Origin of the sequence: Pseudoduganella sp. R-31 (assembly GCF_049913235.1) — a bacterium.
Classification (GTDB): Bacteria; Pseudomonadota; Gammaproteobacteria; order Burkholderiales; family Burkholderiaceae_D; genus Rugamonas.
Genome location: NZ_CP183986.1, coordinates 2988123 through 3011191, shown reverse-complemented (window position 1 = coordinate 3011191; position 23069 = coordinate 2988123). Strand labels below are relative to the sequence as shown.

Genomic DNA, 23069 nt, shown 5'->3' with positions numbered 1-23069 from the left:
AAGAACACATAACAAGGCAAATTAATTCTGGGTCGGCTCCGGAAATTTCAAGGCCGGAAAGAACCGAAATTCGGCGCTCCCTCCGCACCAGGCGTCAAAAGCTAAGCTCTTCCTGGCGCAACAAGTCTTCGATCACTTCCTGATTTTGTTTGTCGGCTATGAGCGCATAGATGCCGGTATAGAACGGATGGCTCTTGATCGCACTCAACGCTGCTGCTTCGCCAAAAATCCCTGCCAGGGCCTTGTACTCCATATAGCAAACCAGCACGTGGTTGTATGTCGACGACTCGTCGCCCGATCCTTTCGGCTGCCGGGGATCGAGCCCTGGAAATTTCGCTTGCACAAGCGCTCTGGTCTCGTCGGGCATGAACTTTGAGTTCAATACCATGTGCCAATGGAACTGCTCGTGCAATAAACTACCGACAAGATAGAGATCATCATCAGGCATCGCTTTGCGGACGCCCAGCGTCAGAACAGGATGACTATGTGGGGGCCACGCATCTTTATCTATCCTGATGTCCTTCGTATACAGCCATTTCCCCAGCTGGTACCGAACGACGACCGCTTCTACCCGCGCCTTCAGCGCCACCTCTTCGGGAGCATTGTGACGTGTGACGACGTTCAGGCTTTCCGTCGCATTCACTGTACCCACACAAAGCGCGGATAGCATTGCGCAGTGAATGGCATTTCGTATTTGTCTCTGCATTTCCATTCCATATTGGCACAGAATCATCATGGGAAACTACATGGCAATATTTCAAGCAGGACCACTTCACGCCATCGGTTTCCATTCACTGAAGCTTTTAGAAATGATACTCGGCGCGGACCATCGGTGTCTGCGCCAGGCTGCCCGGGACATTCGACGGATTTCCGAACTTGTTGCGCCAGTACTGATACTCGAAGCCGGCCTTCAGCTTGCCCGGCTTCAGTCCCGCTGCGGCGCTGAAGTCATACATCACCTGCATATCGATGTTGGTCTCCGGCGAGGTAGGCCCGCCGAATTCATTGCGGCCCTTCTCGCCGATGTAGTTCATATACCCTTCGAAAGACCAGCCGCTCCCCAGCGGGATGCCCCAGGCCGCATTCAGCATCGCGTGCGTGTCGTAGTGATAGCGCTTGGATACGCCGATCGGTTCATTGCTTTCCCACAGCGCCAGCAGGCTGATATTCAGGAAGCCCGGCACGTCAACCATCACGGTCGGCCCGGCCACTAGCATTTGCTTGCGCGAGGCGTAGCCCTTGTCGTTCTTGTGGTTCCAGTCAAAGCCCGCTGTGAAGCCAAAACCGCGCATGCCGGCGCCCTTGAACTCCTTCCCGGACAGCTTGCCGATATCGAGCGTGTGTCGGTACAGCAGGTAGGTTTCGGTTGCGCTGTCGTCCTTGCGGTCGGACTTCAGGATGTCCAGGTTCATGTAATTGCTGCCGTACTGGTAGCCGCTGGCGTGGGTCAGGTTGATCACGTTCTTGCGGATGTCCTGCGGGTTGTACGGCTCGGCGAACCTGGTGCCGAAGCGGTAGCCGATGGAGTTGTCCATCCAGTCCAGCGCCAGGGCCGGCTGGGCGGCGCCGAGCGCCAGGGAGACAACGGCGGCAGTGCGCGCCAGCGGTGCGAGTCGGGTCATGCGTCCTCCTGTTAGCGTAATTTCGGGGTGGCGTCGAGCTTGAACAGCCCGACCACTTCTTCCAATCGTGCGGCCTGTTCGCTGAGCGATTGCGCGGCGGCGGCGGCTTCCTCCACCAGCGCGGCATTCTGCTGCGTGGTGTTGTCCATCTGCGTGACGGCCTGGTTGACCTGGTCGATGCCGAGGCTTTGCTCCTGGCTCGCGCTGGCGATTTCCTGCATCAGGCTCGCCACGTTCTGCACCGACTTGACGATGTCCTGCATCGCTTCGCCGGCAGAATCTGCCAGTTTGCCGCCGTCGGCCACCTGTTGTACGGATTCGGTGATCAGCTCCTTGATCTCTCTTGCCGCTGCGGCACTGCGCTGGGCGAGGTTGCGCACCTCGCTGGCGACGACCGCGAAGCCGCGCCCCTGCTCACCGGCGCGCGCCGCCTCGACGGCCGCATTCAGCGCCAGGATATTGGTCTGGAACGCGATGCCGTCGATGACGCCGATGATGTCGGAGATCTTGTTCGAGCTGGCCGTGATCGAGGCCATCTTCTCCACCACCTGCCCCACCACCACGCCGCCGCGCTTGGCGGAATCGGCGGTACCGGCAACCAGTTTGTTGGCCTGTTCCGCGTTGGCCGTGTTGTTATGGACGGTCGATGTCAGTTCTTCCATTGCAGCTGCGGTTTCCTCCAAGTTGGAGGCTTGCGCTTCAGTGCGGGCCGACAGGTCCATATTGCCGCTGGCGATATCGCCTGTCGCGGCGCCGATGGCGCGGCTGCTGTCGCGCACGCGCAGGATGGTGACGTTGAGCGATTCGACAAACTTGTTGAAGGCCGCCGCCAGCGCGCCCAGTTCGTCTCGCGACTGCACCGGCATGCGCCGCGTCAGGTCGCCGCCGCCGCTGGCAATGTCTTCCAGCAGTTCGGCCGCCTGCGCGACCGGCGATGCGATTGCACGGGCAATGACGAAGATCGCCAGCATGCCGATGCCGCCGCCAATGATGGCAGCAATCAATGAAGTCATGGCGGCGCCGCGCGCGATACCGGCCAGCACCTCAGCTTCCGGCACCTGCGCGACCAGGTAGGCATTCAGCTCGGGGATGAAGGACGACGCCACCAGGTGTTCGCCATCGGTCGCTTTAAAGCTGTCGGCGACAAAGGCTTCCCCACCCAGCAGGCGCTTGGCCAGCGCTGGGTTCATGCCCGGCATCTCGGCCAGCGCATGCTTGCCGTCGACCAGTTTCGGGTCGCGGTGGATCAGGATCAGGCCATTGGCGCGCACCAGGTAGACGTAGCCGGACTGGCCCAGCTTGTAGTTGCGCACCGCTTCCGCCAGCGCATTGACGGACAGGCCAAGGCCGGCCACCGCCTGCTTGCCGCCAGCCGTCTGCACGCGGGTATTGATGAACAACATATAAGTGTCGGCGCTGACGTCCTTGTCGATGTCGAGCGCGTAGGGCGAACTGCCGGACAGGAAACCGTAGAACCACTGGTCACTGGCTGCTTTCTCGCTTAGCGTGCGGTCGTACCCCTTGTCGGTGAAGTACTTGCCGGTGGAGCGCGAGACCCAGAAGACGGTGGCGGCATTGTTCTTGGCCTTGAGGTTCTTCGCCTCGGTCGTCCACGCGCTTAAGCCCTCGTCCGGCACGCCCGCTTCCTCCCAGGCATGCAGGAAGGTGTTGTTGGCCAGCGTTTGCGAGACCGCCAGCGGAGTTGCAATCTGGCGCAGCACGTCGTTACGGATGGCCGCTACCTGCGCCGGAAGCTCCTGCCGCAGCACGCGTTCGCGCGCTGCCTGGCTGGTCTTCATGATGCTGAGGGTGGAGGAAATGATGATGAACAGCAGGAGGGTCAAGCCCATGCTGAGAAGAAGCTTGTGCCGGATGGACAAGCGGTGCAGCAATTCCATTCGATCTCCCGGGGTATTGATATTGTGCGTCCAGCATATCAACGCCCGGGAGCCGCCACAATCAATCCAAACGAATATGGCGGATTCTCACAACAGCTACTGCTACTCGATTACAGCCCTCAATTCGGCAACTTGCGCTGCCAGGGCCGCCACCTCTTCACGCAGCGCGGCCACTTCCTGTTCCAGCTGCGTCACGCGGTCGGCACGGCTGCCGCCGCCCTCGCCTGCGCTGCTTGCGCTGCCGCCGTAGGCGCCTGCCGTGGCATCGCGCGCCAGTGCTTCTTCGCCTCCCAGCAGTTGGCCGTAACGCGGTTCGCGCGAGCCTGGCGCCAACGGCAGTTTCTGTACCAGCGGCGGATACTTATCAATCAGGAATTGCAGGCCTGTTTCAACTTCGGCCACTGATTTGAATTCGTGCAGGCGGCCGGTGCGGGTGCGGATCTCGCCGGCCGTTTGCGGGCCGCGCAGCATCAGGATGGTCAGGATTGCCAGCTTGTCCTGCTCCAGCGTCCACTTCATGCGCATGCGGTGCTCGTACTTGACCACGCGCGCGCCGGACTGGCTGACGGTGCCCACCAGCTTGCGCTCGCCCAGGCGGGCCAGCACGTCGGCTACGGTTTCTTCGCTGATCTGCATGACCGGCTCGCGGCTGGAGAGCTGGTTGCAGCCGTTGGTCAGCGCGTTGAGCGATAGCGGATAGTTATCCGGCGTCAGGCCTTCTTTTTCGGCAAGTACCGCGAGTACGCGGATTTCAAACGGGTCCAGAATGTCGTCCATGGTTTTTCCTTATTCGACCAGTTTGTTGAGTTCTTCCTGATCCAGCTTGTCGCAAGGCTTGAGGTCTGGACAGGTCAAGCCCGCCGCCTTCATGGCTGCCGACAGGCGTTCAATCTGTTCTTCCTGCGCCACCGCGTGGGTGATCAGGCTATGCAGGGCCTTCGACAGCGGGTCGTCGCCGTTGGCGGTCACGCCGTATGCGGAGAAGAAGCGCGAGGATGGCGATGGCGCGTGCTCTTTCTGTACCAGGTGGGCAGGGTTGCCGACGGCGGTGGCGCCGGCCGGTACTGGTTTCAGCACGACGGCGTTGGAGCCGACCTTGGCGTATTCGCCCACCGTGAAGCCGCCCAGGATCTTCGCGCCGGCGCCGATGATGACGCCGCGTTCCAGCGTGGGGTGGCGCTTGGCGCCGGCATGCAGCGAGGTGCCGCCGAGCGTAACACCCTGGTAGATGGTGCAGTCGTCGCCGACTTCCGCGGTTTCGCCGATCACTACGCCGAAGCCGTGGTCGATGAAGACGCGGCGGCCAATGGTGGCGCCGGGGTGGATTTCAATGCCGGTGATGATGCGGCCCAGGTACGAGATGAAGCGGCCTGGCCATTTCAGGCCGTGGGTCCAGCACCAGTGCGCCCAGCGGTGCATGACGATGGCTTGCAGGCCGGGGTAACAGGTCAGCACCTCCCAGCCATTGCGAGCTGCGGGGTCGCGCTCGATGATGCTGCGGATGTCGTCGCGGAGGTGGTCAAACATGGTGGTGCTTTGGGATGCTGTTGTTCAGGCAAATATCATAGCGCATATGCCTGTGGTTTGCTGGCCGCCAAACCGGTACCCCAGTGTCTGACCCGCAGGGTCAGACACTGATACGCGGCGGCCGCAGGCCAAGGTGCCTGACCCTGCGGGTCAGGCAACGGTTTACCGGTTTCAGGCTTCGCGTGCGATACGCTGGCGTCGCGCTTCGTACAGGCAGACGCCGGAGGCGACCGATACGTTCAGCGACTCAACCGAGCCAAACATCGGAATCGACACCAGCACATCGCAGGTCTCGCGCGTCAGGCGGCGCATGCCCTCGCCTTCCGAACCCATCACGATCGCGGTCGGGCCGGTGTAATCGCCTTCGTACAAGGTCTTGTCGCCGTCGTCGGAGGTGCCGATCAGCCAGATGTCGCGTTCCTTCAGCTCGCGCAGGGTGCGCGCCAGGTTGGTCACTGTAATGAACGGCACCGATTCCGCCGCGCCCGAAGCCACCTTGGCCGCAGTCGCATTCAGGCCAACCGAGCGGTCCTTCGGTGCGATCACCGCATGCGCACCGGCGCCATCGGCCACACGCAGGCAGGCGCCCAGGTTGTGCGGATCGGTAATACCGTCCAGCACCAGCAGCAGCGGCGGGCCTTCCACCGCATCCAGCAGTTCGTCCAGGTTGCGCGCCAGCGCCAGCTGCGAGGCAAACGCGATCACGCCCTGGTGGCGACGGGTGCCGACGATCTTGTCGAGGCGCTCGGATTCTACAGGCATCACGCGCACGCCGGCCGCTTTCGCGTGGGCGATCAGGTCTTTCATGCGGCGGTCGTCGCGGGCCTGGTCAAAGAAGATTTCTTCAACGCTGGATGCTTCGTGGCGCAGGCGCGAGGTAACGGCGTGGAAGCCGAAAATCATTTTGTTCTTGGACATCGTAGTTCTCAAAATAAGTCCGGCGCCGAAGCGCCGGACGGGTGCTTATCGTTTTTTCTTGGGCTTTGCAGCCTTGGTCACGCGCTTGGCGGTGGTTTTCGGCTTGGCCTTTGGCTTCGGCTTGGCTGCCTTGCGCGCAGCTGGAGCCGGCGGGGCATAAGCAGAAGATGCCGCGCCACGCTTGGCCGGCGCCCGGCCAGGAGTGCGGGTCGACGCTTCGTCGCGCGTCGAGATCGACGGCGCAGTGCGGGCTGCCTTGCGCTTGCGCGCTACCGCTGGATTCTCGTCTTCATCATCGAAGCTGTCGAAATCGCCGAGCGAGCCAACCAGGCCGCCGCCCTTGCGGGAGCCCTTCTTGCCTTGCGGCGGCAGGGTCGAGATTTCGCTGTCGGCCAGGCGCAGGTCGATCTTGCGCGACTCGAGGTCGACGCGGACAACCTGCACGTTCACGCGGCCAGTCAGTTGGTAACGCTTGCCGGTGCGCTCGCCGCGCAGCTCGTGGCGCGCATCGTCGTATTCGAAGAAGTCCGCGCCGAGGTCGGTGATGTGCACCAGGCCTTCCACGAACAGTTGGTCCAGTTGCACGAAGATGCCGAAGTTGGTCACGCCTGTGATGATTCCGCTGAACTCTTCGCCCAGCTTGTCCTGCATGAAGTAGCACTTGAGCCAGGCCTCCACATCGCGCGAAGCTTCGTCGGCGCGGCGCTCGTTGGCCGAGCAGTGCACGCCCAGTGCGTCCCAGATGGTCTGGTCGCCCTTGGATTTCGGCTCCTTGCCTTCCTGCTTGTCTTTCAGGGCCTGTCGGCGCTGGGCATTCGAGATCGTGGTGTTCAGCACCGACTTGTCGGCCAGCTTCGGCTCGTACTTCTTGCCCGCCAAAATCGCCTTGATGGCGCGGTGGGTCAGCAAATCCGGATAGCGGCGGATCGGGCTGGTGAAGTGGGCATAGGCCTCATACGCCAGGCCGAAGTGGCCGATATTGTCAGGGCTGTACACCGCCTGCTGCATGGAGCGCAGCAGCATGGTTTGCAGCAGCTGCGCGTCCGGGCGCTCCTTGATCTTCTTCATCAAGTCGGCGTAATCGCGCGCTACCGGCGTATCGCCGCCGCCCAGCGACAGGCCAAGCTGCTTCAGGAAGTCGCGGACCTGGGTCAGTTTTTCCTTGGTCGGCCCGGCGTGGATACGGTAGGTGCCTGGGTGCTTGTGGCGCAACAGCAGGTCCGCCGCGCACACGTTCGCCGCCAGCATGCACTCTTCGATCAGCTTATGCGCATCGTTGCGGGTGCGCGGGATGATCTTCTCGATCTTGCCGGCAGGGTTGCAGACGATGTAGGTCTCGGTGGTTTCGAAATCGATCGCACCGCGTTCCTGGCGCGACTTCTGCAGCGCGTGGTAGACGTCGTACAGGTTCTGCAGGTGCGGCACGATTTCCGCGCGGCGCGCCGCTTCCGGGCCCTTGGTGTTGCCGAGGATGGCCGCCACTTCGGTATAGGTCAGGCGCGCGGCCGAGTGGATCACGGCCGGGTAGAACTGGTAGGCCTTGAGTTCACCTTGTGCGGTGATCACGGCGTCGCACACCAGGGTCAGACGGTCGACGCGCGGGTTCAGCGAACACAGGCCGTTGGACAGCTTCTCCGGCAGCATCGGGATCACGCGGCGCGGGAAATAAACCGAGGTCGAACGCTCGATGGCGTCGCCATCCAGGCCGTCGTTCGGCTTCACGTAATGCGACACGTCGGCGATCGCCACGATCAGGCGGAAGGCCGTGCTGCGGCCGACTTTCACCGGCTCGCAATACACGGCATCGTCGAAGTCGCGAGCATCTTCGCCATCGATGGTCACCAGCGGCACGTCGCGCAGGTCGACACGCTCGCCCCAATCGGCTTCATGCACCACGTCCGGCAGCTTGGAAGCCTGCTTCAGCGCGGCGTCCGAGAAAATGTGCGGCACGCCGAACTTGCGTACGGCGATTTCGATTTCCATGCCAGGGTCATCCATGTCGCCCAGCACTTCGACGATCTTGCCCGACGGCTGCTTGAAGCGGCCCGGCTGCTCGGTCAGCTCCACGCTGACGATCTGGCCCGACTTGGCCTTGCCGACGGCGCCCTGCACCAGGATGTCCTGGCTGATGCGCTTGTCTTCCGGCGCCACGACCCACACGCCGTTTTCCTTCAGCAGGCGGCCGATGATGTGGGTGGTGCCGCGCTGTACCACTTCGACAATAGTGCCTTCCGGACGGCCACGGCGGTCGTAGCCGATGATGCGGCCCAGTACCTTGTCGCCGTGCAGCACCTTCTGCATCTCGCGCTCGGCCAGGAACAGGTCTTCGCCCGGTTCGTCAGGAATCAGGAAGCCGTAGCCGTCGCGGTGGCTGGACACGCGGCCGGCAATGAATTCGGAATGGTCCGCCAGCACATAGAAGCCACTGGTATCGGAACGGATCTGGCCGTCGCGCTCCATCGCATTCAGGCGGCGCGTCAGGACGGCTTGGGAATCGGCTTTGACTTTGAGCGACAGCGCCAACGTGCGCAGGTCGAGCGGCGCTTTGGCGCTGCGGAAGATGCCGAGAATCTCTTCGCGGCTAGGAATGGTATGAGTGGAGTTCAAAAGTTCTTCAGTAATCTTATTATTGGTGGTTAGTGTAACAGGAAGGACCGTGCACAAAAATCTTTCGCAGGCCCTTTGACATCGGCAGAGTTTCCTCTATAATTCTGGCTCTCGCAGCGATGCGGGAATGGCGAGTCGATGTGCAGCGTGGAATGAAAGTTCATCTGGCGCAAAACTCTCCAAAGCAGTATGATAGCAGATGTTGTTGCTAATGCCCACGTGGCGGAATTGGTAGACGCGCATGGTTCAGGTCCATGTGCCGCGAGGTGTGGGGGTTCGAGTCCCTCCGTGGGCACCAAAAATTCCGCAGAGAAGCCGCTGATTTCAGCGGCTTTTTTGTTTTCCGGCGTCGAGTTTCTTGACGCTCCCGCCTTCCCGGCTGTCGCGCGCCACGCGCTAGCGGCGGCGCGCATACTTCTTGCGGCATCCTCCCTACCCCACCAATCCGTAGGAGACCGCCATGAAAACATTGCTCGCCAGCCTTTTGCTGGCTGCCAGCACCGCATCTGCAGCCCCGGTTTTCAACTTCAACTACGTCGCCGGCACCTCGCTCCAGGCGCAGCAGGGATTCCAGGCCGCGGCCGCGCGCTGGTCAAATTTGCTCAATGATAATGTGACGATAAATTTGACGGTCGGCTTTAACTCCCTCGGCGGCGGCATTCTTGGACAGGCAGCCTCTGCCGAAGACTTCCACACCTATGCCTCAGTTCGCAATGCACTGGCGGCCGACGCCACCTCCGCCGCTGATGCCACGGCAGTGGCCCACCTCCCAGGCGGCTCAAGCTTCGGCATGCTGATCAACCGCACCGCCAACAATCCCAACGGCTCCGGCAGCGCCCTGCCCTATGTCGACAATGACGGCGACGCCAACAACCAGATCCTTTCCATCACCAATGCCGAAGCCAAAGCCATCGGTTTGGCCGTCACGCCGCAAACCCTGTCCGGCTGCATCGGCAACTGCGATGGCTTCATCCAGTTCAACAGCGATTTCAATTTCGACTTCAATCCGAATAACGGCACGGACGCCAACGCCTTCGACTTTGTCGGCGTTGCCGCGCACGAGATCGGCCACGTGCTGGGCTTTATCAGCGGCGTCGACATCCTGGACGGCAATTCACCACCCTACAACGGCCCGTTCAACGACAACCTGTTCACCTACGTCTCCGCGCTCGACCTGTTCCGCTACTCCGCCATGAGCGCAGCGCATGGCGTGATCGACTGGACCGCCGACAACCGCAGCAAATACTTCTCGCTCGACGGCACGACAGTAGGGCCGCAGTTCTCCACTGGCGACAACTTTGGCGACGGCCGCCAGGCCAGCCACTGGAAGGACAACCTGTTCATCGGCCTGATGGACCCGACCGCCGGCCTCGGCGAAACGCTGCAGATTACCGGCAATGACGTGCTGGCCATGGACGCCATCGGCTGGAACGTGGCCGCGATTCCCGAGCCGTCGGGCTGGGCCATGCTGGGCGCCGGACTGATGCTGCTCGCGGTGCGCCAGCGTGGCCGCTCCAACAAGCTTTCATAAATGTCTTGACGGGCGTGGATCCGGCCTTTACTATGCGTGCCTCGTTGCAGAACAACGCGACAATGCCCACGTGGCGGAATTGGTAGACGCGCATGGTTCAGGTCCATGTGCCGCGAGGTGTGGGGGTTCGAGTCCCTCCGTGGGCACCAAAAATTCCGCAGAAAAGCCGCTGAAAAGCGGCTTTTTTGTTTCCGCCAAATTCGGGGTCAGGTCTGTCATTTGGACACAGAGACCAGGCATTTGATCTTCATCAAATCATATCTGCAAGTTTCTGCAGTCGAATAATCTACCCGCAGCATGACTTTTCCGCCACTTCTTGAGACATGTCAAAGGTGCGCCACGGCTGTCCAAATGACAGACCTGACCCCGAATTGGAAAAAGTTGCACGAAATTATTAATTAAGGCTTGACCGATTCGGTCTCGACCATTAATATGCGTGCCTCTGTTGCACACAACACCGCAACAGAGAGTTGAAGAAGTTAGCGCCCACGTGGCGGAATTGGTAGACGCGCATGGTTCAGGTCCATGTGCCGCGAGGTGTGGGGGTTCGAGTCCCTCCGTGGGCACCAAACGCTACCTTCTGAGACAAATGCAGTACCAGTGCCCACGTGGCGGAATTGGTAGACGCGCATGGTTCAGGTCCATGTGCCGCGAGGTGTGGGGGTTCGAGTCCCTCCGTGGGCACCAAGAATTCCGCAAAAAAGCCCTTCTGCACTGAGCGCGATCTAGAGCGCGTTCAGGCTGAAGGGCTTTTTTCATTTACGCGTTCAGCGCCGCTTCCACTGCTTGCGACAGGCTGCGGGTTGGGCGGCCGATCAGCTTCTCCAGCGCTTTCCCGTCATCGAACAAACCGCCGCGTGCCGAGCCGGCATCCGAATCGGCCAGCAATTCAGGCCAAGGTGCAGGTACGCCGACGCCAGCCAGCACGTTGGCAAATTCCGCCGGCGGGACATCGCGGTACACGGCAGCCTTGCCGGACTGGCGCGCTGCCTCTGCGGCCAGTTCCGCCAGCGTGAACGAGGTGCTGCCGGCCAGTTCATACACCGGCTGCGGGGCTTCCGTCGTCAGCACAGCCACCGCGGCAGCCGCATAGTCGGCGCGCGCGGCTGCCGAAATGCGGCCCTCGCCTGCGCTCCCTACCAGCTCGCCCCATTGGACGGCGCCCTGGATCCGGCTATTGAAATTCTCGACGTACCAGCCATTGCGCAAGAAAGAATACGCCAGGCCGCTAGCGCGGATCGCTGCTTCCGTGGCGACGTGCTCCTCGGTCAGGCGCAGCGGCGAGCTGTCTGCGTGCAGGATGCTGGTGTAAGCCAGCAGTTTCACGCCAGCACGTTTTGCCGCGTCGATGACAGCGCGGTGCTGCGCCGTGCGCTTGCCCACTTCGTTGGCCGAAACCAGCAGCACGCGATCCGCGCCAGCCAGGGCAACATCCAGGCTGGCCGGATCTTCATAGTCCGCACGGCGCACCTGCACGCCGCGCGCCGCCAGGTGCGCCACCTTGGCCGGATCACGCACAGCCGCCACGATTTGCGCTGCCGGCACTTTCTCCAGCAAACCTTCCACCACCAATTGCCCCAATGCGCCCGAGGCGCCAGTTACGACGATCATGTTTTTCTCCTTGGTTGAAAACGATGTAGGGCTATAATAGGCTCAACACTAACTTTTCGTAAGTACGTACTTTTTGGTAAGTATGGAAAAAACTTCAAAATCCTTGCGGGCTTCGCTGTCCCGCCGCTCGGCAAGACCGGGCAATGTGCTGGCGCCAGCGTGTCCGTCACGGGCGGTATTGAGCCACGTCACCAGCCGCTGGGGCGTCCTGGTGCTGGTGGTACTCCTGGGCGGCATGCACCGCTTCAGCCAGTTGCGCAAGGAAGTAGGCGGCGTCAGCGAGAAAATGCTGGCCCAAACCCTGGTTGCGCTCGAGGGTGACGGCTTCGTGCTGCGCACTGCCCTGCCGGTGATTCCGCCCCATGTCGAGTACAGCCTGACGCCGCTGGGCCGCGAAGTCGCTGAGCGGCTGGAAGTCCTGGTCGACTGGATTGAGGACAACCTGCCACGCATCCTCGTTCCGCAGGTCGAGGCCGAGTCCAGCTTGTAATACACTGGCGGCGTGGAACCGAACAAAACCGTCCTCGTGGCAACCGGCGCCAGTCTCGACGTGGCGGCGCTGGAGCTGGCGCTCGCCCGGCACGACTACCGCGTCGAATCGGTCACCAGCGGCCAGCACGCCCTGGAAGTGGCTTCCGCCGGAGGCGTGGTGCTGGTGCTGCTGGATACCGCGCTGGCCGGCGGCGCCGCGCTGGAATTGACCGGCCGGCTGACCCAGGCTGACGCCAACCGCCGCATTCCGGTGCTGCTCATGTCGCATCGCCCGTCGAACGACGAAAAGGAGCGCGCCGCCCGCGCCGGCGCCGACGGCTACTTCACCCTGCCCCTGGCCACCACCAGCGTGGTTGACCATGTGCTGTTCGCGCTGCAGGGCCAGCGCATCGGCGGCTTCGACCTCGAAGTGAACTACCACATGATGGCGGCCGCCTCGCCGGATGCAGTGGTGCTGATCGACATGGACAGCGGCCGCCCGGTCGACCTGAATCATCGCGCCGAACAACTGCTTGGCCGCAGCGCACTGGAACTGCTGACCGCCCCGTTTTCCGCCTTCTGCGACCCGCTGGAAATGAACGCGATGATGCAAAGCGTGCTGGCCGGCGAGCTGCGCGTGCATCGCATCACCTTCCGCCACAGTAGCGGGCGCGCGGTCGAATGCAACGCGCGGGGCGTGCGGATCGCCAAGCCGGGCCGGCGCCTGTTCCACATCCGCCTGGTGGACGTCACCGGCACGCAGCGCGCAGACGAACTGCGCATCGGCCAGGAACAGCTGCTGGAGATGATGGCGCGCGGCGTGCCGCTGGAAGACACGCTGCACAAGCTGGTGCAGCTGGTCGAGTCGCAATCGCCGGGCGTGCTGTGCTCCGTCATGCTGCTCGACGAAGACGGCGTGCACATGCGCTGCGCCTGCTGTCCCAGCCTGCCCGCCTCGTATGCCGCCCTGCTGGAAGGCATGGCAATCGGCCCCGGCGTGGGTTCCTGCGGGACTGCCATGCACCGCCGCGAGGCCGTGGTAGTGTCGGACATCGAACACGACCCGCTATGGGCGCCATACCTGGATCTGATCCGGGACTACGGCCTGCGCGCCTGCTGGTCCATGCCGATCATGCAGGACGAGAACACCGTGCTGGGCTCTTTTGCCATGTACTACCGCACCGTGCGCCATCCGGACGCGGAAGAACAGCGGCTGATCGGCGTCGCCAGCCACCTGGCCAGCATCGCCATCGAGCGCGCGCGCCGCGAGGCGGAACTGGCACGCCACCGCAGCCACCTGGAAGAACTGGTGGAAGCCCGCACCGCCGAACTGACACGCGCCAAGCAGCATGCGGAGCTGACCAGCGAAGAACTGCAAGCTGCGCTGGAAAACCTCAGCATGACGCAGGATGAACTGGTACGGCGTGACAAGCTGGCCGCCCTCGGCTCGCTGGTGGCGGGCGTGGCGCATGAACTGAACACACCGATCGGCAACAGCCTGATCACCGCCTCCACGCTGGCCGACCTCACGGCAGCCTTGAGCAGCCAGGTCGACGCCGGCATTCGCCGCTCGGAACTGGACGCCTACCTGGAGCGCGCACGCGAGGCGGGCGACATTATCCAGCGCAACCTGCAGCGCGCCGCCAACCTGGTGGGCAGCTTCAAGCAGATCGCCGTCGAAACCACCGACGCCCAGCGCCGCCATTTCTTCCTCGACCAGCTGCTGCAGGAAATGCTCGCGCCCCTGTGGGCCAGCCTACCGCAACCGCGCCCCCACCTGGTGCTGGACGTGGTGCCCGGCCTGCAGCTGGACAGCTATCCGATTCCGCTGGCCCAGGCCATCGGGCACCTGGTCGACAACTGCATCGTGCACGCCTTTGGCGCCCCGGCAAGCGGCGAGCCAACAGTCACCATTACCGGCAGCGCCGAGGGCTGCGACGTGCTGCTGTCGGTAGCTGACAACGGCGTCGGCATTGCGCCCGATCACCTGCACCGCGTATTCGATCCCTTCTACACCACGCGGCTTGGCGCCGGGCAGTCGGGCCTGGGGCTGTACATCACGCACAATATCGTGACCGGCGTCCTGGCGGGCCATATCGACGTGGCCAACACGCCCGGCCAGGGCGCCACCTTCACCATGCGCCTTCCGGCGACTGCTCCGCTATGAAACGACACCTCGCCATCCTCTTGATCGCCGTCACCGCAGCCGGCATCGCCAGCGCCCGCCCGGCCTGGTGGTACCTGTACCAAAGCCGGATCGACGGCCAGCGCGCCTGCTCGCAGACCCCGCTGGGCGAAGGCTGGGTGCAAATGGCCGGGCCGTTTAAAGATGCCCATTGCGAAAAGTTGGTGCGTAATAAATAATGAAGTCAAAGCAAGAAGCAACGCCATCCCACCTCGACAAGGAGACCGTATGTTTCAAAATCCCGAGCAGTTCGCCAACGCCACCAAGACGCTGTTTGAGTTCCAGCTGGAGACCTTCAACACCCTGACCAACCGCGCCATGCAAGGGGTGGAACAGGCGGTGGCGCTGAACATCGCCACGGCGAAAAAAGCACTGGATGACCAGATCGAGGCGGGCCGCAAAGTCAATGCCTCGGCCACGCCCCAGGAAGCGCTGGATGTGATCAACGCCCGCCTGCAGCCCGGCATGGCCGCCACCAACGCCTATAACCAGCAACTGGGCGCCCTGCTGACCGAAATGTCGAACGACTTCCACAAGGCGGCCGATGCCCACCTGGCCGAGGCCAAATCCAACCTGAGCGCCCTGATTTACGACGTGACCAAGAACGTGCGCCCCGGCTCGGACAACGCGGTGGAGATTGTCAAAAACGCCATTGAAAACGCCTTCAAAGGCTATGAACAGGTGACGCAGGCCACGCGCGACGCCGTCACCGCCTTTGAGCAGCAGGTCGAGAAAGCCAACGCGGCCAGCAAGAAGGGCTGACAATCCAGGCTGCGGCGCGTTATACTGTATATAAATACAGTTTTCGCGTCGCCTCGCCTGCATGAACCCAGTCCTTGAAAATCCGTTCTACTACCTGGAAAACTTCCACCAGGTCCTGCATTGGATTGGCGAGCGCTATAGCGACCTGTTGACGGACGAGGAAGCGCAGTTCCTCGCCAGCTTCCCCACCGTGCCCCAGCCATCGCGCGCCCTGTTCGTGCGCATGGTGATGCGCAAGGGGGAACTGTTCCGCGCCTCCAGGCTGAACTACCCCGAGATTGGCTGTTCCATCGCCGCCGCCGGCCCACTGGTCGAGCAAGGCTGGGTGGTGCAAGACCCCGAGCTGACGCTGGACGAGCTGTTCGACTTGTTGCAAAAGCCCGAGATCACCCGTGTGTTCGCCCTCAGCGGCGCCGAACGCAGCGCACGCAAGGCCGACCAATTGGCCGCCCTGCGCGAGCGCCACGAAGGCAGCCACCGCTTCACGTCCTGGTATGCCGACGCCGGTGACCAGGTCTATCACATTGTGTCGAAGCCCCTGTGCGACCGCCTGCGCCTGATCTTCTTCGGTAACTTCCACCAGGACTGGTCGGAATTCGTATTGTCCAACCTGGGCATCTACCGCTACGAAAAAGTCGAATTCTCGCCCGCCGCACGCGGTTTCCGTTCGCGCCGCGACATCGACGACTACCTCGCCCTGCACGCCTGCCGCGAGCGATTCGCGGCAGGCGAAGACCCGCTGCAGTTGGCGCGCGAGCTGCCGGCGCCGGCCGATGACAACGAATGGCTGCATAGCCGCCGCCAGAAAATGCTGTTCCAGTTCGGCCAGCAGCTGGAAAAACTGGGCAATTGGGCTGCCGCCTTCGAACTGTACGAACAATGCGCCTATCCCGGCGCCCGCGCGCGCGCCATCCGCGTGCTGGAGAAAGACGAGCGTATCGGGTTGGCCTACGAATGGCTGCAGCGCGCACAAGCCGCGCCCGAAAGCGAAGCCGAACGCCAGCAGCTGCTGCGCATGGCGCCGCGGCTGCGCCGCAAGCTTGGCCACATGCGCGAGCCGGCGCACAAGCTGACGCCGGTCGAACGCATCGACCTGGTGCTGCCGATGCCGGCCGAGGATTGGTGGGTGGAAGGCGTGGTGCGCGACCACCTGTGGCGGGACGAAGCGCCCTGCTTCTACGTGGAGAACGCGCTGGCCAACTCCTTGTTTGGGCTGCTGTGCTGGGACGCGGTATTCGCCGCCATTCCCGGCGCCTTCTTCCACCCCTTCCACCACGGCCCGGCGGATTTGCACAGCGCCGACTTCCAGCGCCGCCGCGCCGCCCTGTTCCAGGCCTGCTTCGCGCGGCTGGAAGACGGCAGCTACCGCGACGCGATCTGCCTCAACTTCGCCGCCAAGGCCGGGCTGCAATCGCCCTTCGTCTACTGGGACGCGATCGATGAGGAACTGCTCGGCCTCGCGCTGGACTGCATCCCCGCCGCGCATTTGAAGCTGTGGTTCGAGCGCATCCTGCTCGACATCAAGGCCAACCGCAGCGGTTTTCCCGACCTGATCCGCTTCTGGCCTGCGGAACAACGCTACCAGATGGTGGAAGTCAAAGGCCCGGGCGACCGCCTGCAGGACAACCAGCTGCGCTGGATCGACTATTGCGCCGAGCATGGCATGCCGGTGTCCGTGTGCTACCTGGCGTGGCAAGAATGAGCTACACCATTGCCGTTCGCGCACTGTGCGAGTTCACCGCCAAGCAAGGCGACCTTGACCTGCGCTTCACCCCAACGCCGACCGCACAGGAAGGCATCGAAGGCCACGCCATCGTCGCGAGCCGCCGTGGCGAAGACTACGAACGCGAGCTCGGCTTGTCCGGCGACTTCGGCCCGCTGCACGTGCGCGGCCGTGCCGACGGCTACGACCCGCGCCAGAACCAGCTCGAAGAAATCAAGACTTACCGCGGCGACCTGTCGCGCCAGCCCGCCAACCACCGCCTCCTGCACTGGGCCCAGCTCAAGGTGTACGGCCACCTGCTGTGCGCCGCGCGTAATCTGCCAGCCTTGCGCCTGGCGCTGGTTTACTTCGACATTGGCACGCAAAAAGAAACCGTATTGACCGAAGAGGCGGACGCCCCCACCCTGCGCGTCTTCTTCGAAGAGCAATGCGGCCGCTTCGTCGCCTGGGCCGAACAGGAACTGGCGCACCGCATTGCGCGCGACGAGCAATTGCGCGCGCTGCGCTTCCCGCATGCCGACTTCCGTCCTGGCCAGCGCCAGCTTGCGGAAGCGATGTTCAAGGCCAGCGCGCGCGGCTGCTCGCTGCTGGCGCAGGCCCCGACCGGCATCGGCAAAAGCATCGGCAGCATCTTCCCGATGCTGAAAGCCAGCGCCGAGCATGGCCTGGACAAGGTGTTCTTCCTCGCCGCGAAAACCAGCGGCCGCAGCATGGCGCTTGGCGCCGTCGAAACCATCAAGCGCAGCGCGCCTTTGCTGCCGCTGCGCGCACTCGAGCTGGCGGCCAAGACCACAGCCTGCGAGAACCCGGACAAAGCCTGCCACGGCGAATCCTGCCCGCTGGCGCAAGGCTTCTATGACCGCCTGCCGGCCGCCCGGGAAGCTGCCTTGCAGCAGCCCATGCTGGACCGCGCCTCGGTGCGCGAAGTGGCCCTGGCCCATCAGGTCTGCCCCTACTACCTGCAATCGGAACTGGTGCGCTGGGCCGACGTGGTGGTGGGCGACTACAACTACTACTTCGACATCAGCGCCATGCTGTACAGCCTGACGCAGATGAACGGCTGGAAGGTCGGCGTGCTGGCAGATGAAGCCCACAATATGGTCTCGCGCGCCCGCAAGATGTACTCCGCCGAAATGGACCACGTGCGCCTGCGCGTGCTGCGCAAGACCGCGCCCGAAGCCCTGCGCAAGCCACTCGACCGCGTACATCGCCAATGGAGCGCCCTGGAAAAAGCGCAGGAAGCCGAATATGCCAGCCATGCCGAGCTGCCGGAAAAGTTCATGGCCGCGCTGCAAACAGCCTGCACCGAGATCGGCGACTACATGGCCGAGCACCCCGCCTGGTTCGACGCCGACGTGCTGGACTTCTATTTCAACGCCCTGCTGTTCGGGCGCCTGGCGGAAAACTTCGGCGAGCACTCGCTGTTCGACATTGAAAAATCCGACGTGGGCCGTGGCGCGGCGGCTGGACGCGCAAACTCGGTGCTTTGCGTCCGCAACATCCTGCCCGCGCCCTTCCTCAAGCAACGCTTCGAGGCCGCGCATGTGGTGGCCCTGTTTTCCGCCACGCTCAGTCCGTGGAACTACTACGCCGACACGCTCGGCATGCCGGCCGACACGGCGTGGATCGATGTTGCCTCGCCCTTCGACGCGCAGCAGCTGCAGGTACATATCGCCAGCCACATCTCCACCCGCTACCAGCACCGCGAGCGCTCGCTGGCGCCAATCGCCGCGCTGATGGGCGAGCAGTACCAGCGCCAGCCCGGCAACTACCTGGCTTTCTTCAGCAGTTTCGATTACATGGAAAAAGTGGCCCAGCTTTTCGCCGCCCGCCACCCGAACGTGCCGCTATGGCGCCAGGAGCGCCGCATGGATGAAACCGCGCGCGACGCCTTCCTTGCCCGCTTCAGGGAAGACGGCGAAGGCATCGGCTTCGCCGTGCTGGGCGGCTCTTTTGGTGAAGGCATCGACCTGCCTGGCGACCGCCTGATCGGCGCCTTCATCGCCACGCTCGGCCTGCCGCAGATCAATCCGGTCAACGAACAAATCAAGGCCCGCATGGAAACTGCATTTGGGGCCGGCTATGACTATACCTATCTCTACCCCGGCCTGCAGAAAGTGGTGCAGGCCGCCGGCCGCGTGATTCGCACCACCAGCGACCGCGGCACCGTGCACCTGATCGACGACCGCTTCGGCCGCCCTGAAGTCCAGGCCCTGCTGCCCGCCTGGTGGCAACTCGGCGCGTCCTAGCGCGTACGCTGGCCCGAGCCACACAGTAAAGCGTGATTCTCCTTGCGCTGGCGCACGATGGCCTGGCGCTCTTCTTCACTGACACTGACCGATCCGTTCGAATTGCCGAAGGCCAGCTTGGGGACCTTCTCGGAAAATTCGATCTGCTGTGCATCGCGCTTGCAGACTTCATCGTCAGTCATCGGCTTGTTGCTGCGGTGCTGGCTGGGGTTATAAGGCGCCTTCCCTGCGGTGCGCGCCGCAGTGTCGGCTGCCTCCTGATTCGCAGCCTCACGCTGGATACGACGTTCGCGCGATTCCAGTTCCTGCCTTTGCCAGTCGCCGGCAGGCGCCGCAGCCGGCTTCGCCACAGGGCGCTGCACTGCAATCTCTTTGCTCTTGACGCCGTCCTGCGGACGGTCGGAATAATGGACTTTGCCGTCGGCATCGGTCCACTTATAGAGTTGTGCGTGCGCCGGCAAGGCGGCCAGGGCGAGGATCAGTAGCAAGAAGATTTTCATAACGCGAAGTATATGAAAAACAGTTCCTGCCGTGTCTCACACATTGTCACCGCCTCGAATGTTCAGCTCCGCGCTCATTCTCACGCTCTTGGTCGTCACCTCATCAAACAGGCGACTGGTGATGGAATAAAGTGGAACAAAAAACATCGCCGGCGTAATGCACGTGACCGACGTCTGGAAGCACTCGGGGAACATCGCCCGGTTGTCCGGAATTTCCCTCAACATGTCTTCGTACGACAGCCATTTGACCGCGCCGCCGGTGGACCTGGTAATCACGTGCCCCATGTAGAAGGCCAGCAGGTACAGGAAATTCTGGTTGGCGTGCTTGTCCAGGAACGAGTCGAAGTCCGGCTTGAACTTGATGCGGATCTGGTCCAGCAAATGGTCGACGCGGTCCAGGCTCTCCAGGCTGCCATCCAGGTTCGACTGGCCCAGCGCAGTACTGAACGAGAGCCCGCCCGGGATTTCAGCCTTCGTGAAGAATGCGTTCAGGTACATCTGGGCTTGGTCATTCATGTCCATCTTTGCTGGCGGGGCGAATGACTGGAACAGCACCGAAACGCTGTCGTAGTAGCCCAGCACAGAATCGCCCCCTTCCCGCCCATTCTTAAGATGCTTGTGCACTTTATTGAACGGGAACGTCCCATTCGTTTCGTCAAACGCAATCGCATGGGTGCCGTCAAGTTCTACCCACTGGCCGCCAACGTTCCGTGTGATGCACTCGCCCAGATAGGAGCCGTAGACGCTGACGACACGATCGACATAGCTCTTGTCCCCTTGCTCGTGTTGCCGCTGCAGGAAATCGTCGAGCCAGGTCACGCCCTCCATGCTGTAGCCGGCCTTCTTGCCAAGCGCCTTATTGATGACCGATTCCACGAACTCGGCGTTATAGCGAATATCCTCCAGGCTGTCCTGGTCCAACGGGCCCATCTTCATTGAATCTGCCTTAAAATTGCTTACTTGCAAATTTTATCACGACACAATGAACTACCTGAAAGCACTCATCGGCACGCTGGTCGCGTTTGCCATCATTGGCGCGGCACATGCCAAGGGGCCAAGCGACAGGCAACAAATCCTGGACGCCATCCGGCCGCTGGCTGCTGAAGAACTCAACCAACCTGTCAGGATCAAGGTCAACACCTTAAATATCGACTCCGGCTGGGCCGTCCTGGTTGGAAACCTGGTGGGACCGCCTGGCAAGTACATCGATTGGGACAAGAGCGTCACCTGCCGGGCGGATCTCGACCGTATGTTGTGGGTTGTGCTGAGAAAGAAGAACGATGGCTGGCACGTCAAGCATCTGGACCCTTGCGCCTCTGAGCCACCCTACTGGTACATGGAACAATACGGCGGCTTCGTCTGGCCTTGCGGCGTTTATCGGGGACTCGTGGTATCCGGCACCGAAACGCTGGAAACCCAATGCCGCCGTGAACGCGGGACAAGGTAGGCCAGAGCCGAGGAGACCAACGTCCCCGGCAACGGATTCGTTATTGCTTTGAGCGCATGTCGAGATAGCTGCCCTTGCGCGGTTCGACTGGAGTGCCGTCTTTGAATATTTCAAACTTCTTGCGGCCTGAAACGACGACCGAGAATTGCTCCGGGAGTGCCAGGAAATCCATGATGTCCGGCCGCTTGAGCATCGCCTCGTAGACGGACATCACCTCTAGATCGTCCTTCGACTTGCTCTTGGTTTCCAATTCCGTCAGGACCCAGCCGGTGACGCCGTCCTGCTTCTTTGCCCGGATCATGATGATCGAAGGCGATTGCAATGCTCCCGGGGTCACCATCAGGGGATGATGAAATGGCGCGAACCGGATCGCCTTCGTAGCGCCCAGGCTATCGGCTGCATAGCGCTGCCGCCGCACGATCTTGAGCGTCCTGGTAACGCTTGGCACGAACTTGAACGGGATCGTTTTCATGTCAGGCTCCAGGACCCGAAGCTTGCCATCCTCCGCAGCTTCAAGCTTCAGGGGCACAGGGCCGACGAGCAGTGTTTCGCCGGCCTTGAACTTCTCGCCAGCTGCGACCATCTCTTCCAAGGTCTCACGGAACCACTGCGCGTCCTTTTCGCCTAATGATCCATCGTCCACGGAGAAGACAAATTCAGGCTGGCCGTACTTTGTGCACTGGGTCGTCGAATAGTCTTGAGCGGCGGCAGCGCTCCCGATGAAGGCCGCGATGAAAATAAAGCGTAAAAGATTCTTCAGCATTTGGGTGGTGGTTTGAAGGGAAAACGAGCCGCGTCGACGAGCGAATTCGAGTCAATCACGACTCGCAGTGGTAGTGGAAATAGTACGCATGCTCACGCCCCCGCACCAACAAGACCTGACCGAAGCAGTATTCACATCCATCTTCAAGCACAAATCCTTCAGTAACGTTGGCCGGCTCCGGCAGATCCATCGACTTCTTTGCTCGCGCGAGGCCAGTCGCGATCGTCCCCAGAATACGTTGCAGTACCGATGGCCCGACCGCTCTTATCCTACCGGCGCCATGATCAAGATTTCTGTCCTGGGACATGCTCCATGACCAAAATGGATCAGGCTCCACATGTTCAGGCCAGGCGGCTTTCCTCATATGCACCAGACCATAAGGAACGGAAAAGCCAGATACATCAGCCTCAACGAGCTCTGAGCATGCCAGGAAGCCTTCGGGAACTGGCTCCAAAGAATCGAAGAGAATGCGATCGGTTCGGATCACGTTGGCGGTCGCAGAGGGCCAGCCTATGCGTTTGGTTAATTAGCAATCCACGCAGTTTACCGCATCACGACGAAAGCTGCGCGCGTCGATAGTGCATGGCGATTGCACCGTTGCGCAAGGGCTCCGCTGAAATCAACTCAAGCCGCCGCGTGCTGGGCAGCCCGCCTTGGTACAGGGTCGGGCCGTGGCCGGCGATCCTGGGATGGACGAGGAATTTGTATTCATCGATCAGGTCCAGCCGATCCAATTCGGTCGCGAGCTTGCCGCTGCCAAGGAGTACTCCGCCCGGGGTCCCGTCTTTGAGCTTCTGAACACCTGCACGCAGGTCGCCCGGAATATGGTGGCTATTGGTCCAAGGGTAATCCCTGCGCGTCGACGACACCACGTATTTCGGCTTGGCCTCCAGCTTGACCGCCCACTCGCGCATCGCCGGTGCCGCCTCCACGTCGCCGCCGGCGACCGCTGGCCAATAGCTCTCCATCATCTCGTAGGTGACGCGGCCCCAGAGCATCGCTCCGGCCTCATCCATGAGCCGCGTGAAGAAGGCGTGCGTCTCATCGTCGGCGATGCCTTCCTGATGGTCGATGCAGCCGTCAAGCGTGACGTTGATACTGAAGGTCAAGAGCCCCATGGCGCCCTCCTCTCATCAAAACACTAACAATCAAATCGCTACTTTCGAAATGGGCGTACGTCCAATCTCTACAAGGCGCACACCGTTGAATTGAAACTGATCCATGCATTTCCGGTCTATGTTAAATTCTGCGCCAA

The 23069-nt window shown here is 62.0% G+C and carries 21 protein-coding genes and 4 tRNA genes; 12 read left to right on the top strand and 13 right to left on the bottom strand.

Features of this window, described 5'->3' with window-relative positions; all coding sequences use genetic code 11:
* Window positions 1–94 precede the first annotated feature (94 nt).
* The 7 genes from ACN9MY_RS13855 to rnr form a co-directional block, all read right to left on the bottom strand.
* Window positions 95–736, bottom strand: coding sequence for a hypothetical protein (locus ACN9MY_RS13855; protein ID WP_426171448.1), 642 nt, complete (start codon window positions 734–736; stop codon window positions 95–97).
* A gap of 67 nt (window positions 737–803) precedes the next feature.
* Entirely contained in the window at window positions 804–1622 is an 819-nt protein-coding gene (locus ACN9MY_RS13850) for an outer envelope protein (RefSeq protein ID WP_426337481.1), read from the bottom strand.
* Between the two features lie 11 nt (window positions 1623–1633).
* A complete protein-coding gene (locus ACN9MY_RS13845) occupies window positions 1634–3520 on the bottom strand; it encodes a methyl-accepting chemotaxis protein (RefSeq protein ID WP_426171445.1) in 1887 nt (628 codons plus the stop codon).
* A gap of 102 nt (window positions 3521–3622) precedes the next feature.
* Window positions 3623–4297, bottom strand: coding sequence for a YceH family protein (locus ACN9MY_RS13840; protein ID WP_426171443.1), 675 nt, complete (start codon window positions 4295–4297; stop codon window positions 3623–3625).
* Window positions 4298–4306: 9 nt separating this feature from the next.
* Complete coding sequence (gene cysE, locus ACN9MY_RS13835) at window positions 4307–5047, bottom strand: serine O-acetyltransferase (RefSeq protein ID WP_426337480.1); 741 nt, start codon at window positions 5045–5047, stop codon at window positions 4307–4309.
* Window positions 5048–5218: 171 nt separating this feature from the next.
* The gene (rlmB, locus tag ACN9MY_RS13830; protein ID WP_207232908.1) at window positions 5219–5950 is read right to left on the bottom strand and encodes a 23S rRNA (guanosine(2251)-2'-O)-methyltransferase RlmB; all 732 of its coding nucleotides are present in this window, start codon (window positions 5948–5950) and stop codon (window positions 5219–5221) included.
* 60 nt (window positions 5951–6010) lie between these two features.
* Window positions 6011–8572 (bottom strand): ribonuclease R, encoded by a 2562-nt coding sequence (gene rnr, locus ACN9MY_RS13825; RefSeq protein WP_426337479.1) that lies wholly within the window; start codon window positions 8570–8572, stop codon window positions 6011–6013.
* Between the two features lie 213 nt (window positions 8573–8785).
* Here rnr and ACN9MY_RS13820 point away from each other — a divergent pair.
* From ACN9MY_RS13820 to ACN9MY_RS13800, 5 genes are all read left to right on the top strand, one after another.
* Window positions 8786–8870 (top strand) — tRNA-Leu (locus ACN9MY_RS13820).
* 162 nt (window positions 8871–9032) lie between these two features.
* On the top strand, window positions 9033–10103 hold the full coding sequence (locus tag ACN9MY_RS13815) for an NF038122 family metalloprotease (protein WP_426171438.1): 1071 nt from the start codon (window positions 9033–9035) through the stop codon (window positions 10101–10103).
* A gap of 64 nt (window positions 10104–10167) precedes the next feature.
* Window positions 10168–10252: transfer RNA gene (locus ACN9MY_RS13810), tRNA-Leu, on the top strand.
* A 335-nt stretch (window positions 10253–10587) separates the two neighbouring features.
* Window positions 10588–10672, top strand: a tRNA-Leu gene (locus ACN9MY_RS13805).
* A 33-nt stretch (window positions 10673–10705) separates the two neighbouring features.
* Window positions 10706–10790: transfer RNA gene (locus ACN9MY_RS13800), tRNA-Leu, on the top strand.
* Window positions 10791–10862: 72 nt separating this feature from the next.
* On the opposite strand, the gene ACN9MY_RS13795 is transcribed toward ACN9MY_RS13800, so the two are convergent.
* On the bottom strand, window positions 10863–11714 hold the full coding sequence (locus ACN9MY_RS13795) for an NAD(P)H-binding protein (protein ID WP_426337478.1): 852 nt from the start codon (window positions 11712–11714) through the stop codon (window positions 10863–10865).
* 82 nt (window positions 11715–11796) lie between these two features.
* Between ACN9MY_RS13795 and ACN9MY_RS13790 the strand changes: the two genes are divergently transcribed.
* The 6 genes from ACN9MY_RS13790 (at window position 11797) to ACN9MY_RS13765 (ending at window position 19104) form a co-directional block, all read left to right on the top strand.
* The gene (locus tag ACN9MY_RS13790; RefSeq protein WP_426171434.1) at window positions 11797–12204 is read left to right on the top strand and encodes a winged helix-turn-helix transcriptional regulator; all 408 of its coding nucleotides are present in this window, start codon (window positions 11797–11799) and stop codon (window positions 12202–12204) included.
* 12 nt (window positions 12205–12216) lie between these two features.
* A complete protein-coding gene (locus ACN9MY_RS13785; RefSeq protein ID WP_426337477.1) occupies window positions 12217–14352 on the top strand; it encodes an ATP-binding protein in 2136 nt (711 codons plus the stop codon).
* Window positions 14349–14549, top strand: a complete 201-nt coding sequence (locus ACN9MY_RS13780; RefSeq protein ID WP_426171431.1) for a hypothetical protein — start codon at window positions 14349–14351, stop codon at window positions 14547–14549. Before ACN9MY_RS13785 ends, ACN9MY_RS13780 begins: the two co-directional genes overlap by 4 nt.
* Window positions 14550–14598: 49 nt before the next feature.
* Window positions 14599–15132 carry a phasin family protein gene (locus ACN9MY_RS13775; RefSeq protein ID WP_426171429.1) on the top strand — a complete coding sequence of 178 codons (534 nt, stop codon included), beginning with the start codon at window positions 14599–14601 and terminating at the stop codon, window positions 15130–15132.
* Window positions 15133–15193: 61 nt separating this feature from the next.
* Window positions 15194–16834 carry a VRR-NUC domain-containing protein gene (locus ACN9MY_RS13770; protein ID WP_426171427.1) on the top strand — a complete coding sequence of 547 codons (1641 nt, stop codon included), beginning with the start codon at window positions 15194–15196 and terminating at the stop codon, window positions 16832–16834.
* Window positions 16831–19104 (top strand): helicase C-terminal domain-containing protein, encoded by a 2274-nt coding sequence (locus ACN9MY_RS13765; protein ID WP_426171425.1) that lies wholly within the window; start codon window positions 16831–16833, stop codon window positions 19102–19104. Before ACN9MY_RS13770 ends, ACN9MY_RS13765 begins: the two co-directional genes overlap by 4 nt.
* On the opposite strand, the gene ACN9MY_RS13760 is transcribed toward ACN9MY_RS13765, so the two are convergent.
* Both ACN9MY_RS13760 and ACN9MY_RS13755 read right to left on the bottom strand, forming a co-directional pair.
* A complete protein-coding gene (locus ACN9MY_RS13760) occupies window positions 19101–19592 on the bottom strand; it encodes a DUF4124 domain-containing protein (RefSeq protein ID WP_426171423.1) in 492 nt (163 codons plus the stop codon). The two genes, ACN9MY_RS13765 and ACN9MY_RS13760, sit on opposite strands and share 4 nt — an antisense overlap.
* A 48-nt stretch (window positions 19593–19640) precedes the next feature.
* A complete protein-coding gene (locus ACN9MY_RS13755; protein WP_426323030.1) occupies window positions 19641–20540 on the bottom strand; it encodes a hypothetical protein in 900 nt (299 codons plus the stop codon).
* A gap of 46 nt (window positions 20541–20586) precedes the next feature.
* Here ACN9MY_RS13755 and ACN9MY_RS13750 point away from each other — a divergent pair, with 46 nt between their 5' ends.
* Entirely contained in the window at window positions 20587–21051 is a 465-nt protein-coding gene (locus tag ACN9MY_RS13750) for a hypothetical protein (protein WP_426171420.1), read from the top strand.
* A gap of 40 nt (window positions 21052–21091) precedes the next feature.
* On the opposite strand, the gene ACN9MY_RS13745 is transcribed toward ACN9MY_RS13750, so the two are convergent.
* From ACN9MY_RS13745 to ACN9MY_RS13735, 3 genes are all read right to left on the bottom strand, one after another.
* Entirely contained in the window at window positions 21092–21814 is a 723-nt protein-coding gene (locus tag ACN9MY_RS13745; protein ID WP_426323028.1) for an immunity protein Imm33 domain-containing protein, read from the bottom strand.
* Window positions 21815–21869: 55 nt separating this feature from the next.
* Entirely contained in the window at window positions 21870–22301 is a 432-nt protein-coding gene (locus ACN9MY_RS13740) for a hypothetical protein (protein ID WP_426323026.1), read from the bottom strand.
* Between the two features lie 64 nt (window positions 22302–22365).
* Entirely contained in the window at window positions 22366–22932 is a 567-nt protein-coding gene (locus tag ACN9MY_RS13735) for a dihydrofolate reductase family protein (RefSeq protein ID WP_426323024.1), read from the bottom strand.
* Window positions 22933–23069 lie beyond the last annotated feature (137 nt).